This is a genomic window from Microbacterium sp. NPDC056052, from assembly GCF_042266785.1.
Classification (GTDB): Bacteria; Actinomycetota; Actinomycetes; order Actinomycetales; family Microbacteriaceae; genus Microbacterium.
The window spans coordinates 265,030-277,791 of record NZ_JBHJWV010000001.1 but is presented as its reverse complement, the minus strand read 5'-3'; the positions used below and the strand labels follow the sequence as shown (position 1 = coordinate 277,791).

The 12,762-nt window shown below is 70.9% G+C and carries 13 protein-coding genes and 1 tRNA gene; 5 read left to right on the top strand and 9 right to left on the bottom strand.

The genetic code is table 11. From position 1 onward, the window contains the following. The first annotated feature begins 52 nt into the window (after positions 1-52). Both ACFC1J_RS01275 and ACFC1J_RS01270 read left to right on the top strand, forming a co-directional pair. Complete coding sequence (locus ACFC1J_RS01275; protein ID WP_375901774.1) at positions 53-613, top strand: RNA polymerase sigma factor; 561 nt, start codon at positions 53-55, stop codon at positions 611-613. After that, the gene (locus tag ACFC1J_RS01270; protein WP_375901773.1) at positions 610-1,722 is read left to right on the top strand and encodes a DUF4349 domain-containing protein; all 1,113 of its coding nucleotides are present in this window, start codon (positions 610-612) and stop codon (positions 1,720-1,722) included. The genes ACFC1J_RS01275 and ACFC1J_RS01270 overlap by 4 nt, the downstream gene beginning before the upstream one ends. Here ACFC1J_RS01270 and trpS read toward each other — a convergent pair. Further along, positions 1,710-2,750 carry a tryptophan--tRNA ligase gene (trpS, locus tag ACFC1J_RS01265; protein ID WP_375901771.1) on the bottom strand — a complete coding sequence of 347 codons (1,041 nt, stop codon included), beginning with the start codon at positions 2,748-2,750 and terminating at the stop codon, positions 1,710-1,712. The two genes, ACFC1J_RS01270 and trpS, sit on opposite strands and share 13 nt — an antisense overlap. A 229-nt stretch (positions 2,751-2,979) precedes the next feature. On the opposite strand from trpS, the gene ACFC1J_RS01260 reads away from it, so the two are divergent. Then, complete coding sequence (locus tag ACFC1J_RS01260; protein ID WP_375901769.1) at positions 2,980-4,320, top strand: acyltransferase; 1,341 nt, start codon at positions 2,980-2,982, stop codon at positions 4,318-4,320. Here ACFC1J_RS01260 and ACFC1J_RS01255 read toward each other — a convergent pair. From ACFC1J_RS01255 to ACFC1J_RS01225, 7 genes are all read right to left on the bottom strand, one after another. Then, positions 4,286-5,077, bottom strand: a complete 792-nt coding sequence (locus tag ACFC1J_RS01255) for an ABC transporter ATP-binding protein (RefSeq protein WP_375901767.1) — start codon at positions 5,075-5,077, stop codon at positions 4,286-4,288. The two genes, ACFC1J_RS01260 and ACFC1J_RS01255, sit on opposite strands and share 35 nt — an antisense overlap. Next, positions 5,074-5,904, bottom strand: a complete 831-nt coding sequence (locus ACFC1J_RS01250) for an ABC transporter ATP-binding protein (RefSeq protein WP_375901765.1) — start codon at positions 5,902-5,904, stop codon at positions 5,074-5,076. Before ACFC1J_RS01250 ends, ACFC1J_RS01255 begins: the two co-directional genes overlap by 4 nt. Beyond that, positions 5,904-6,731, bottom strand: coding sequence for an ABC transporter permease (locus ACFC1J_RS01245; RefSeq protein WP_375901763.1), 828 nt, complete (start codon positions 6,729-6,731; stop codon positions 5,904-5,906). Before ACFC1J_RS01245 ends, ACFC1J_RS01250 begins: the two co-directional genes overlap by 1 nt. Then, positions 6,728-7,699: an ABC transporter permease gene (locus ACFC1J_RS01240; RefSeq protein ID WP_375901761.1), complete on the bottom strand. Its 972-nt coding sequence runs from the start codon at positions 7,697-7,699 to the stop codon at positions 6,728-6,730. Before ACFC1J_RS01240 ends, ACFC1J_RS01245 begins: the two co-directional genes overlap by 4 nt. Before the next feature lie 37 nt (positions 7,700-7,736). Next, a complete protein-coding gene (locus ACFC1J_RS01235; protein ID WP_375901759.1) occupies positions 7,737-9,242 on the bottom strand; it encodes an ABC transporter substrate-binding protein in 1,506 nt (501 codons plus the stop codon). A 65-nt stretch (positions 9,243-9,307) separates the two neighbouring features. Then, entirely contained in the window at positions 9,308-10,048 is a 741-nt protein-coding gene (locus ACFC1J_RS01230) for a DUF1684 domain-containing protein (protein ID WP_375901757.1), read from the bottom strand. 146 nt (positions 10,049-10,194) lie between these two features. Continuing rightward, positions 10,195-10,267 (bottom strand) — tRNA-Glu (locus ACFC1J_RS01225). Between the two features lie 128 nt (positions 10,268-10,395). On the opposite strand from ACFC1J_RS01225, the gene ACFC1J_RS01220 reads away from it, so the two are divergent. Then, complete coding sequence (locus tag ACFC1J_RS01220) at positions 10,396-11,034, top strand: MBL fold metallo-hydrolase (RefSeq protein ID WP_375901755.1); 639 nt, start codon at positions 10,396-10,398, stop codon at positions 11,032-11,034. Between the two features lies 1 nt (position 11,035). Then, on the top strand, positions 11,036-11,572 hold the full coding sequence (locus ACFC1J_RS01215; protein ID WP_375901753.1) for a GNAT family N-acetyltransferase: 537 nt from the start codon (positions 11,036-11,038) through the stop codon (positions 11,570-11,572). On the opposite strand, the gene ACFC1J_RS01210 is transcribed toward ACFC1J_RS01215, so the two are convergent. Continuing rightward, on the bottom strand, positions 11,556-12,710 hold the full coding sequence (locus ACFC1J_RS01210) for a cation:proton antiporter (protein ID WP_375901751.1): 1,155 nt from the start codon (positions 12,708-12,710) through the stop codon (positions 11,556-11,558). The genes ACFC1J_RS01215 and ACFC1J_RS01210 overlap by 17 nt on opposite strands. Positions 12,711-12,762 lie beyond the last annotated feature (52 nt).

Genomic DNA, 12,762 nt, shown 5'->3' with positions numbered 1-12,762 from the left:
GAATCCGCCGGTGCCGACACTCCTAGGGTGAGAGACACCGAACGGAGCCGGAATGGCACACGATGCACAGGACAGGACGCTCGTCGCGCACGCGGCGGCGGGGAGCGAGAGCGCCTTCCGCACGCTGTACCGCGCCTACGTCCGCCCGGTCTACTGGATCGCATACGGCATCCTCGGAGACGCCGGAGACGCCGAGGACGTGACGCAGGAGGCCTTCGTGGTCGCCTGGCGCAAGCTGCCAGGACTCGAGCTCGCGAGCGATTCGCTGCTGCCCTGGCTGGCGACGATCTGCCGGTTCCAGGCGGCCAACCGGCTGCGCCGCCGCCAGCGGGATGCCGCGCACACCGCCGAGGGCGTGGACGAGCTGCTCCCCGCACTGATCGACGTCGAGCAGCAGGTGATCGCCGCCGAGCTCGCCGACAGGATCGCCGCGGAGCTCGACGGCATGACCGCGCTGGACCGGGAGATCTTCCGGCTGTGCGCGACCGAGGGCTGGGACTACCGGGCCGCGGCCGCCGAGCTCGGCGTCGGGCACGGCGTCGTCCGCAACCGTCTCTCCCGCGTGCGCACCCGCCTGCGCGGCGCTGTGACCGAAACGGAGCCCGCATCATGACCACGACACCCACGGGGCTGCCCGCGCTGAGCGACGAGACGGTCGACCGCATCGAGGAGGCCGTCTTCGCCCAGATCGCCGAGGACCGCGACGCCGAGCGTGCGCACACGGCGCTCACCCGCCGACGCGCGCGCCGCCGCGGCTGGCTGACCGCCGGCGGCGTCGCCGCCGCGTTCGTGGTCGGCGTGCTGGTGACGCCGGCGATCCTGAACGCCACCGGTGCCGCGTCCTCCGGTTCCTCGGCCGCCGGTGCGCCCTACGACACGACGCCGAAACCGCAGTCGCTGTCCGGGGTGGCGAAGGACCTCGCGGAGAGCTCCGGCGGCGCCGCCGCACCGCCGGCGAACGAGGCGCGGGATGTCATCCGCACCGGATCCGCCACCGTGCAGGTCGACGACGTGCGCAAGGCCGCTGATGCCCTGGCCGCGCTCGCCAAGAAGCACGGTGGTTTCGTGGAGAGTCAGCAGATCGGCTCCGCGCAGGGACCTGTGGCGACCGATGGCGGGATCGTCCCTCCGCCGTCCGGCGATGGCTGGGTGACCCTGCGGGTCCCTGTCGCAGACCTCGACGCCGTGATGGACGCGCTGCGCGCGCAGGGCACGGTGCTGGCGACCTCGATCGGCACGAACGACGTGACCACGGCGACGACCGATCTGCGCGCGCAGATCGACTCGCTGACGGCGTCCGTCACGCGCCTGACCCAGCTGATGTCCCAGGCCACCTCGGTGTCGGATCTGCTCACAGCCGAGACCGCGCTCACCGACCGCCAGTCCCAGCTGCAGTCGGCGCAGCAGCAGTTGAAGGATCTCGAGTCCCAGGTCGCGATGTCCTCCGTGCAGGTGACGCTCGTGCGCGAGGCACCGGCCGCGGCGGATCCGGCGGGCTTCGGCGACGGTCTCGCCGCAGGCTGGAAGGGACTCATCGTGTCCCTCAACGCCCTCGTGATCGCGCTCGGATTCCTCCTGCCCTGGCTGGCGCTCGCGCTCGTCGTGACGCTCATCGTGTGGGCGATCGTGCGGACGCGCCGTGCTCGGCGCACCCGCCGCGCCATCGCCGGGCGCACCCAGGCCTCGGGGACCGAGCCCGGGCCCGAGCCTCAGAAGCCGTAGCGCATCCCCATCGCAGCGCGGACCTCGTCGAGGGTGTCGACGGCGACCCTGCGGGCGCGTGCATTGCCCGCGCGGATCGCCGCGGCGGCGTCTTCCGGTGAGATCCGCGCTCGGCGCTCCCTGTGCGCGCGCAGGAAGTCGTTGACGGCGGTCGTGGTGACGCGCTTCAGCTCGGCCGATCCTCCCGTGCCGATCCGGGCCGCGACCTCCTCCGGTGCGACACCGAGGCACGTGGCGGCCGTCCTGAGGAGGCCCGCGACACCGGGGCGGCGCACGGGGTCGTAGGCGATGAGCCGTTCCGAGTCGGTGCGAGCCCGGCGGATCGCGACCGCGGTCTCTTCCTCGCTCATGCCGAGCGCGATCCCGTTCCCGTGGCTCTTCGACATCTTCCGGCCGTCCAGCCCCGGCAGCTCCGGCGAGTCCGTCACGAGACCTTCCGGCACGGGGAAGACCGCGCCGTACCTCTCGTTGAATCGCCGTGCCACCGTGCGGGTCATCTCGACGTGCGGGAGGTTGTCCTTGCCGACCGGCACGAGCGTCCCCTTGCAGAACAGGATGTCGGCCGCCTGATGCACGGGGTAGGTCAGCAGCAGCCCGCTGAGCGCTCGCCCCGAGTCCTGCGCCTCCGCCTTCACCGTGGGATTGCGGTGGAGCTCGGCCTCGGTCACGAGGCTGAGGAACGGCAGCAGCAGCTGATTCAGCTCCGGGATCGACGAATGCGTGAAGAACACCGTGCGCTCCGGGTCGAGCCCCGCCGCGAGGTTGTCGCGGACGGCCTCGAGGATGTTCGCGCGGACCTCTCCGGGGCTCTCCCGGTCCGTGATCACCTGATAGTCGGCGAGCACGACGAAGGTCTCGACGCCTGCCTTCTGCAGGCGCACCCGCTCGAGGATCGTCCCGAACAGGTGGCCGAGGTGCAGGCGCCCCGTGGGACGCTCCCCGGTCAGGATCCGATGCTGCTCCGGGTGCGCGACGATCTCGGATCGCAGCCGCATCATGCGGGCGTTCGTCGCGGTGAAGGTGTCCATGTCTGCTCCAGGGGTCGGGAGCCGCACGGATGCACTGCGCACACGAAGAATGCGGGCCGCCATGCAGCCCGCGTGAATGAGAGGTCTTTCGTGCGCGTACGGCTGCTAGAGCAGCCACCACCATGAGTTCGTCACGCGCATGGCACCATCGTACGCCGGTCCGCGACCGCGGCTCGCCGTACCGGTGGCCCGCCGGATTCCGCTTGCCGCGGCCGCTAGAGTCGTCGCCATGAGCAGCGCAGCCATCTCCCCCTCCCGCGTCGTTCCCGAGGGCCGAGATCTCACTCTGGATCTGACTCGCGTCGCATGCGTCCTCCTGGTCGTGTTCGTGCACATCCTGTTCACCGGCGTGGGACGGCGACCCGACGGCTCCCTCCTCATCGAGCGCACGGTCGAGGGTCAGGTCTGGTTCAATGCGGTGAGCTGGGTCCTGAACATCATGCCGTTGTTCTTCGTGGTCGGCGGCTATGCGGCGAGGGCCGGCTGGCGCTCCGCCCAGCGTCGCGGCGAGGACGCGGTCGGTTTCGTGCGGCTGCGCCTGGCGCGCCTGGCCCGACCGGCGTTCCCCGTGTTCGCGTTCTTCACCATCGCACTGGCGGCGACCGCGCTGCTCGGGATCGACCCCGCACTGGTCGCCACGATCGCGATCGGCATCGGCTCACCGCTGTGGTTCCTCGCCGCGTATCTGCTCGTGCAGGCACTGGCTCCGTGGATGATCGGGTTGCATGCCCGTTTCGGCATGTTCGTGCCGTTCGTCCTGCTGGTCGGCGCGGCGGCGACCGATGCACTCCGTTTCCTCGTCGCCGGAGGGCTGCTCGGGCTCGGCCACGTCCCCTCGACCGGCTACGGCATCGGCGCCGAGCTCTTCGGCATCCCCAACGTGGCCTTCGTGTGGCTGTTCGCCCAGCAGGTCGGCTTCTTCCTCTTCGACGGTTGGTTCGCCCGTCGACGGTTCTGGCAGCTGCTCGGCCTCATCGCGGTCGGGTACCTCGCCATCTGGGGCCTCGTGTCGCTCGGCGGGTACTCCTGGAACATGCTCAGCAACCAGTGGCCGCCGACGGCGCCGCTCGCGATCCTCGCCGTCGTCCAGGCCGCAGCGCTCACCGTACTGCACCGGCCGCTCACGGCGCTCATGCGCACCCGCCCCGCGCAGGGCGCGGTGCTGCTCATCGGTTCGCGCCTCATGACGGTGTACCTCTGGCACCTGCCGATGATCATGGTGCTGATCGGGCTGCAGCTGCTGCTGCCGGTGCCCATGCCGGCGCCGGGGAGCCCGGCGTGGTGGTGGACCAGGGTGCCGTTCTTCCTCGTCGTGCTCGCGGCGGTGTGGCTGCTGTCCCTCTGGCTCGTGCGCTTCGAGAAGGCGCCGGCGATGGGCGAGAAGCCGTCCCGCGGTGCGACGGCCGCGGCCATCCTCGTCTTCGTCCTGCCGATCCTCGCGATCACGGCCTACGGCCTGGATCTCCCCCTCGCCGTCGCCGCGCTGATCGCTTCGGCGCTGGCGCTGTGGCTCGTCGGCGCGTACCGCGCGCGGCTCACGCCGGCGGGAGCCGCGGCACCGCGTCGATGAGCGCGCGCGTGTAGGCGCTCCGCGGGTCCGCGAGCACGTCGGAGGTCCGTCCGGCGTCGACGACGCGTCCCCCCTGCAGCACGACGATGTCCGCGCACAGTTCGGCGATGATCGACAGGTCGTGCGAGACCATCACGAGCGTCATGCCGTGCTCCGCCTGGAGGCGCGCGAGCAACCGCACGATGTCGAGCCGGGTGGACAGATCGAGCGCGCTCACGGGCTCGTCCGCGAGCAGCACCCGGGGGCGCGTGATCAGGGCGCGCGCGATCGCGATGCGCTGACGCTGACCTCCGGAGAACTCGTGCGGATAGCGCAGCAGGGCCTCGTCGTCGAGCTCGACGTCCCGCAGCGCCCCGATCAGCCGATCGCGGCGCGAGGGACGCGCGTCCCGGTCGCCGCGCTCGGTGTCGGGATCCCCGAGCCACCGCAACGGCTCGGCGAGAAGGGAGTCGATGCGCTGACGCGGATCCAGCGAGGCGAACGGATCCTGGTAGACGGGCTGCACCGCGCGCCGGAAGGCGTGCACGGCGCCGCGGGGACCCGAGGCGGGACCCGCCCCCTCGAACAGCACCGTTCCCGAGGTCGGGCGGCGCAGGCCGAGCATGAGGGAGAGCGCCGTGGTCTTGCCCGATCCGGACTCGCCGACCAGCCCCAGGCTGCGTCCCTCCTCCACCGCGAAGGTCACATCCTGCAGGGCCGCGGACGCGGACCGACGGTAGTGGTGCGAGACGCGATCCAGCGTGAACAGTGCGCTCATGCGCGGCCTCCCTCCCCGCCAGTGCCGATGCCGCTCAGGCGGTCGAGCGCTGATTCCAGCTCGCGCGCCGCCGCCACCAGACGGCGGGTGTATTCGTGTGCGGGGGCGGTCACGATGCGTCGCGCCGGGCCCTCCTCGACGGCCTCGCCACGACGCAGCACGATCGCGCGCTCGGCGATCCCGGCGACGACGGCGAGATCGTGCGAGACGAACACGAGGGAGGTCCCGTGCCGGCGCACCGCGTCGTCGAGCAGCTCCAGCACGGTGGCCTGGACCGTCACGTCGAGCGCCGTGGTCGGCTCGTCCGCGAGGAGGACGTCGGGACGGCAGGCGAGCGCCATCGCGATCGCGACCCGCTGCCGCTGTCCGCCGGAGAGCTCGAACGGGTAGCGCTGCAGCAGCCGCTCCGCGTCCGGCAGGCGCACCTCCTCGGCGGCCGCGCGCACGGCCGCACGCAGCGCCGCGCCCTGCAGCCCGCGGTGCCGTCGCAGGGGCCGGGCGATCTGATCTCCCACCCGCATGAGCGGATCGAGCGCGGACGACGGATCCTGGAACACGGCGGCGATCCGCGATCCGCGGACCCGCTGCAGCACCCGCTCGCCGGCGCCGATCAGCTCCATGCCGTCGAGCCGGATCGATCCGCCGGCCGTGAGCCCGGACGGCAGCAGACCCAGCAGCGCGAGTCCGGTGAGCGTCTTACCGGATCCGGATTCGCCGACGAGCCCCAGCCGCTCACCCGGGGCGAGCTCGAGGTCGAGGTCTCGGACGAGCTCCGCTCCCGCGTTCGTGACGATGCGGAGGCCCCGCACTTCCAGCGCCGCGCCCATCAGCTCCTCCCCCGCCTGGTCGGATCGAACCGCTCCCGCAGTCCGTCGGCGACCGCGTTCGCCCCCAGCACGAGCAGAGCGATCACGGCTCCCGGGATCACGGCGCCCCACGGCGAGGTCAGCACGGTCCCCTGCGCCTCCTGCAGCAGGCGTCCGAGCGACGAGTTGGGCGGCGGCACGCCCAGGCCCAGGTAGGACAGCGACGCCTCCGCCATGATCGCGGCGCCGAAGAGGACCGCGAGGTTCACCACCAGCGCGGGCCAGATGTTCGGCAGCACGTGCCGCACGAGCACGCCCGCCATCGGCGCGCCGGAGGTGCGCGCGGCCGTGACGAAGCTCCGCGACAGCACGCTCTTGACGAGGATCCGCGTGAAGCGCGACACGATCGCGGATCCGGCGATCCCGATCGCGACGATGGCCGTGTCCAGGCCGGGGCCGCGCGCCGCGACGATCAGCATCGCGAGCAGGAGGGTCGGGAACGCGATCAGGACGTCGAGGAGCGAGGAGACCGCGTCGTCGACCCAGCCCGGCAGCAGCGCCGCGGCCGTGCCGAGCACGAAGCCGATGACGGCCGCGAGGGCGACGGCGCCGAGCCCGACCAGCATCGCGATCCGCGTGCCGGCGAGCACCTGGCTGAACAGATCGCGTCCCAGCTTGTCCGTGCCGAACAGGTGCGCGCCGCCGGGTGGCACCAGCCGCCCGCCGGACGTGTCGTCGAGCGGGAAGGGCGTCCAGAACACGGAGACGAGCGCGGCGAGGGCGAGCACCGCGAGGATCACGATCCCGATCGTGAGAGTGACGTCCCGGCGCCGGAGGGAGCGGGTCATGCCTGGCCCCCTCTCGCCGAGATGCTGCCCCGCAGGCGCGGATCGACGAGGCGCTGGGCGACGTCGGCGAGGAAGCCGATGAGCAGCACCAGGGCCGTGGTGACCACCAGCACGCCCTGGATGCTCGGGTAGTCGTGCTCGCCGACCGCCTTGACCAGCAGCGCGCCGAGACCAGGGAGCGTGAAGACCGACTCGACGACCACCGCGCCGAGCAGGGTCGACGCGAGCTCGATGCCGAGGATCGAGATCACCGGCACCGCGGCATTGCGCACCCCGTGCGCGAAGAACGCGCCCGTCCTGCTCTCCCCCAGCGCGCGGGCCGTGCGCAGGTAGTCGGAGTCGAGCACGTCGAGGGTCGCCGAGCGCACGTAGCGCGCGAGCGAGGCGCTCATCACGATGACGATCGTGATGACCGGCAGCGCGAGGGCGCTGAGAGCCGCACCGGGATCCGCCCAGTCGTCTCGTGGGAAGCCGCCCGACGGCAGCAGTCTCAGGGTCAGCGCGAACAGCCAGACCACGAGGAGTCCCACCCAGAACACCGGCACGGCGATGCCCAGCTGGGTGACGGCGCCGAGCAGCGCGCCGTACCAGCTCCGCGCCCGTGTCGCCGCGACCACGCCGATCACGGAGCCCAGCACCGTCGCGATCACGAACGAGATGAGCGCGAGCGGCAGCGTCACCGCGAGGCGGGCGGCGATGTCGTCCGCGACGGGAGCCCCCGAGGTGAAGGACGTGCCCAGATCCCCGCGGAGCAGGCCGGACAGCCACGACCCCAGCTGCGCGATGACCGGCTGATCGGATCCGACCTGCGCCCTCGCCGCCGCGATCTGCTCGGGCGTCGCGTTCACCGAGATGAGCGCGTTCGCCGGGTCGCCGGGAAGCACTCGCAGCAGGAGGAAGACGACGAGCATCCCCACCAGGAACGAGAGCACCAGGAAGAGCAGGCGGCGGACGAGGTATCGGGTCACCGCGCTCCTGTCCGCCGTTCCCGCTCGACGGCTGCGGTCACTGCGTCTTCTCGATGTCCGCCACGAAGAACTGCGAGTTCAGGCCGTGCACCGGGTAGCCCTTGACCGAGCTCGATGCGACGACGATCTGCGGGGCGAGGAATAGCCAGTCGCTCGCGGCGTCCTCCGCGATCTGCGTGTTGACCTTCTTGAGGATCGCGGTCTGCTCGTCGGTGCTGCTCGCCTGCTCGGCGTCGGCGACCCACTGCACGACCTGCGGGTTGTCGTAGCCCCAGTAGAAGTCCGGATTGCCGTACCAGACCAGGTCGCGGTCGTTGACGTGCTCCTGCAGCGTCGCTGCGAAGTCCTTCTTCTGGAAGACGTTGGTGTACCACTGGTCCTCGGAGATCGTGTTGATCTTCACCGTGACGCCGACCTTGGCCAGCTCCGACTTGATGAATTCCGCGACCGCCGGGTGCGGGTCGTAGGACGGGGTGTCGAGGGTGAAAGAGAGGGAGGACTGCCCGGCCTCGGCGAGCAGCGACTTCGCCGCCGCCGGGTCGTACGGGTTCACCGAGGTGAGGTCCTCGTACCAGGGGTCCGTGGGCGGGACCATGGATCCGATCAGCGTGCCGCGGCCGTCCCAGATCGAGTCCAGCAGCTTCTTGTTGTCGATCGCCTGGGTGATCGCCTTGCGCACCCGCTTGTCGTCGAACGGCGCGACCTTGTCGTTGAAGGCCAGCAGCTCCTTCGTCGTGGACGTGTTCTCGGAGACCGTGAAGTCCTTGTTGTCCGCGAACTGCGTGAGCGCGTCGGGGCTCTGCACCTGGGTGACGATGTCGACCGCGTTGGTCAGCAGCGCGTTGGAGAGCGCGGAGGCGTCGGTGAAGTAGGTGAAGTCGACCTCCTTGCTCTTCGCCGCGGTGCCCCAGTAGTCGGAGAAGCGCTTCAGGGTGAGCGAGGAGCCGCGCTTGAACTGGTCCACCGTGTACGGTCCGGTGCCGTCCTCGGCGGTCTTCAGATCCTTGGCGTCGGTGTTCACGATCCACACGTAGCTGAGGTTGTACGGGAAGGAGATCGAGCGCGACTTCAGGTGGAAGACCACGGTCTCCGGGTCGGGCGTCTCGACGCTGTCGACGACCGCGAGCTGCGACTTGCGCGCGGACTGCGAGCTGTCGGAGAGCACCCGCTCGAGCGAGGACTTCACGTCGGCGCTGGTCAGCGCCTTGCCGGAGTGGAAGGTCACGCCGCTGCGCAGCTTCACTGTGTAGGCGAGGCCGTCGGGGCTGACCGAGTAGTCGGTGGCGAGGCGGTTGACGACCTTGCCGTCGTCGCTGAGCTGGAACAGCCCCTCGTACACGTTGCCGTTCAGCGCCTCGGTGACGCCCTGTCCGCCCGCGTCGACGTTGGACAGGTTCAGCGGCGCCGAGAGCGAGCCGATCCGGATGGTCGCGTTCGCGTCGGGTGTGCCGCCGGCCGATCCGGCGCCGCCGGAGCACGCGGTGGCGAGCACGGCCACCACGGTCAGGGAGGCGGCGAGTGCCGCGATGCGGGAGAACTTCATGGATCGTCCTTGCTGGTCGGGAGACTTCGGTCCGCGTCGGGAGACTCGGCGCGGGTCGTGAGGCTTCAGTGCTGGTCGGGAAGAGGGAGGCGCTCGCCGGCGCGCACCGGCGTGGTGATCCGGTTGGAGAGCGGCGGCAGCGGGCAGTTGTACTGGTCGGAGAAGCCGCAGGGCGGCACGAAGGCCCGGTTGAAGTCGAGCACGACGTCGCGCGTCCCCTCGAGGCCCGAGTCGTCCTGCACGAACAGGAACCGTCCCGGCCCGTAGGTGCGCGTCTCAGGATCCTCGGTGCGGTTCGTCGGGTCCGCGAACACGAGCAGCAGCGTGCCGCCGTCGTCGAACGCGTCGAGCGAGTAGTCGGTGTCCTCGATCGTGACCGCGAGGTCGCCCGGCACGGGCAGCTCACGGCTGAGGCCGTTGTCGCGGAGGTGCTCGTAGGGCACGGCACGGCCGCCGTCGACCGGGGTGAACGTGCCGGTCAGCCGCCAGGCGGGGTCGTAGTCGAACGTCGCGATGCCTTCGAACTCGCGATTGCGCGCGGACGCTGCGTCCCAGAACCGCAGTCCCCGCTCTGGCTCTCCCGTGGTGAGGTGGCGGCGGGTCAGCTCGGTCACGACGACCGTGTCGGGCAGGCCTGCGGACGCCTCCTCGGGCGTCGTGGCGTCCTCGGGATCCAGCCATCGCGTCTCGATGAGGGCGAGGTTCCCCTGCGGCGCCGTCACTGCGGCGAGCCGGCCGGCCTTCCACTCGTCATGGGCGGCACGCGCCGCCGTGGAACCGGCGTCGGTCGTAGCGTTCACAGGCATCTCTCCAGCCTAGGTCGAGGGTTTCCCCCGCTCCTCAACGCGCGTCATCGTTCGTCGTATTCCCGGCCGCGTGTGTGGGCTTCGCGGCGATGCGTTCCGAGACGACGAAAGCCCTCGGCGAACCGAGGGCTTTCGTGTGTTGTCTGTGACCCCAGCGGGATTCGAACCCGCGTTACCGCCGTGAGAGGGCGGCGTACTAGGCCGCTATACGATGGGGCCGTCTTGGCGATCCGTTTCCGTCTCGCGACAACCGTTCAAGTATGACATGACCCCCAGCGGCCGCCAAATCGAGCCCGGCTCGACGCGAACCCCGGGTGTGTCGCGCCCCGCAGGATTACGCTCGGGGAATGCGCATCACCAAGCATGAGCACGCGGCGCTCCGCGTCGAGGACCACGGCCAGACCCTGCTCATCGATCCGGGCGGTTTCACGCTCCCGCTCGACGAGTTGCAGCGCCTCGTGGGCGTCGTGATCACCCACGAGCACGCGGACCACTGGACGCCGGAGCACCTGGACCGGATCCTGCGCGCAGCCGCCGGCACCCCGATCTTCGCTCCAGCAGGCGTGGTCCGCGCCGCCGAGGGATACCAGATCACCGAGGTCGCACCAGGCGACACGGTCACGGCGGGCGACTTCACGCTGCGCTTCTTCGGGGGCGTGCACGCGGAGATCCACTCCTCGATCCCGCTCATCGACAACGTCGGGGTGCTGGTGGACGACGAGCTGTACTACCCGGGTGACTCCTATGCCGTGCCGGAGGGCGTCGAGGTCGGGACGCTCGCCGCACCGCTGGGCGCCCCGTGGCTGAAGGTCGGCGAGGCGATCGACTTCGTGCTCTCCGTGAAGCCCCGCCGCGCGTTCGGGACGCACGACATGACGCTCTCCGTGATCGGCGCGAACATGCATCGCGGACGCCTGAAGTGGGCCACCGAGCAGAACGGCGGCGAGTTCTTCGAGCTGGATCCCGGCGACGACCTCGAGGTCTGAGGTGACGGACTCCCCCGTCGCGCGGCTCCTCCCCTCACCGACCGCCAGGATCCGCTTCCGGGAGATGGGCGAGGGCGACCTCGACGCGATGGCCGCGCTCCTCGGAGATCCGGACGTCATGGCGTTCTATCCGACCACGAAGACGAGGGACGAGAGCGCCGAGTGGATCGCGAACCAGCGCCGGCGCTATGAGCAGGACTGCCACGGTCTCTGGATCATCGAGACCACGGAGGGCGAGTTCCTGGGCGACTGCGGGATCACCTGGCAGACGTACAACGGGATCGCCGTCCGCGAGGTCGGCTACCACGTGCGCACGGACCGGCAGGGCCAGGGCCTCGCGACCGAGGCCGCGCAGGCCTGCGTGGAGCTCGTGCGCCGCGTGTTCGCTCCGACCGCGCTGACCGCCATCATCCATCCGCAGAACGCCGCGTCGCTGCGGGTGGCGGCCAAGCTCGGCATGACGCACATCGCCGATGACCACGCTCATCCGTGGATCGTGCGCACGGTCATGGGGTTGCAGGTCACCCCGGAGAGCTGACCGGCGGCGACGATGCGGCGTTCCGTCGCGAGACGACGGCGACCGCGGCGGAGGACGCGACCACGGCCACGAGAGCCCCGAGCAGGATCGCGGCGCCCTCTCCGGGCAGGAGCGCCTTGGTCTCGACGCCCAGGGCCACCGCCGCGACCGGCACGCCGAGCTGCCCCGCCGACGCCACCGCGTGCGCCCAGGGCAGGCCGGTGATGCGCCCTGCGAGGTGCGCGACGACCGCCGCGGCGCCCAGCGCGAGTCCGAGCAGGATCATCTGCGGGTGCGACCCCAGATCCCGCAGGTTGATCGAGGCCCCCAGCCAGACGAAGAACAGGGGTCCGAAGAAGCCCTCGGTCATCCCGAACAGCTGGCGGGCGAGGCGTCGAGGCTGCCCCACAGCCGAGAGAACGAGCCCGAGCGTGAAGCCCGCCATCATCACCGAGACGTGCGTGAACTGGGCGATCCCCGCCAACCCGAACAGCGCCAGCAGGCTGAACCGCAGCTCGAGCGCGAACTGCCGGGATTCCGACACCTCGTGCAGAGCCCGCAGCCGATGCGGTCCGACGCGCCGCAGCACCAGCACGAGCAGCACCCCTACCGCGGCGATGCCCGCCCCGCCGAGTGCGACGAGCGGCACGCGTTCGGGCTGCAGCACGAGCGGAAGCGCGACGATGCAGGCCACGTCCGCGATCGCGATCTGCGCGATGAGCTGCGCGGCCGAATCAGCCGAGACGTCCAGGGACCGCAGCATGGGCAGCACGAGCGCGGCCGAGGAGGACGCGATGAGTACCGAGTAGACCGCCCCGTGCGAGGTGCCGAACACCAGAGCGGTGCCGACTCCGAGCGCCACGGCGATCGCGGCCACGATCCCGGCGCCCGCCGCCCCGCGCCCGATCGCGGAGCGCACCGCGGTGTCCTGGATCGGGATGTGCGAGCCGATCACGAGCATGATGAGGCCGAACCCGAGCTGTGCGAGCAGCGTGAACGTCGGCTCCGCCGCGTCCACCCAGCCGAACCCGGTCGATCCGATCACGAGGCCGGCCCCGAGCTCCCCGGCGATCACCGGGATCCGCCAGGCGCGCCGGCCGGCGAGCACGGGGCCGGCGAGTCCCACCAGCACCAGCAGCGCCAGGGTCGCGAACGTCATGCGCACACTCTAATTCCGCCGGTCCGCGTACTCCCGGATCCGGAGGCCGCCG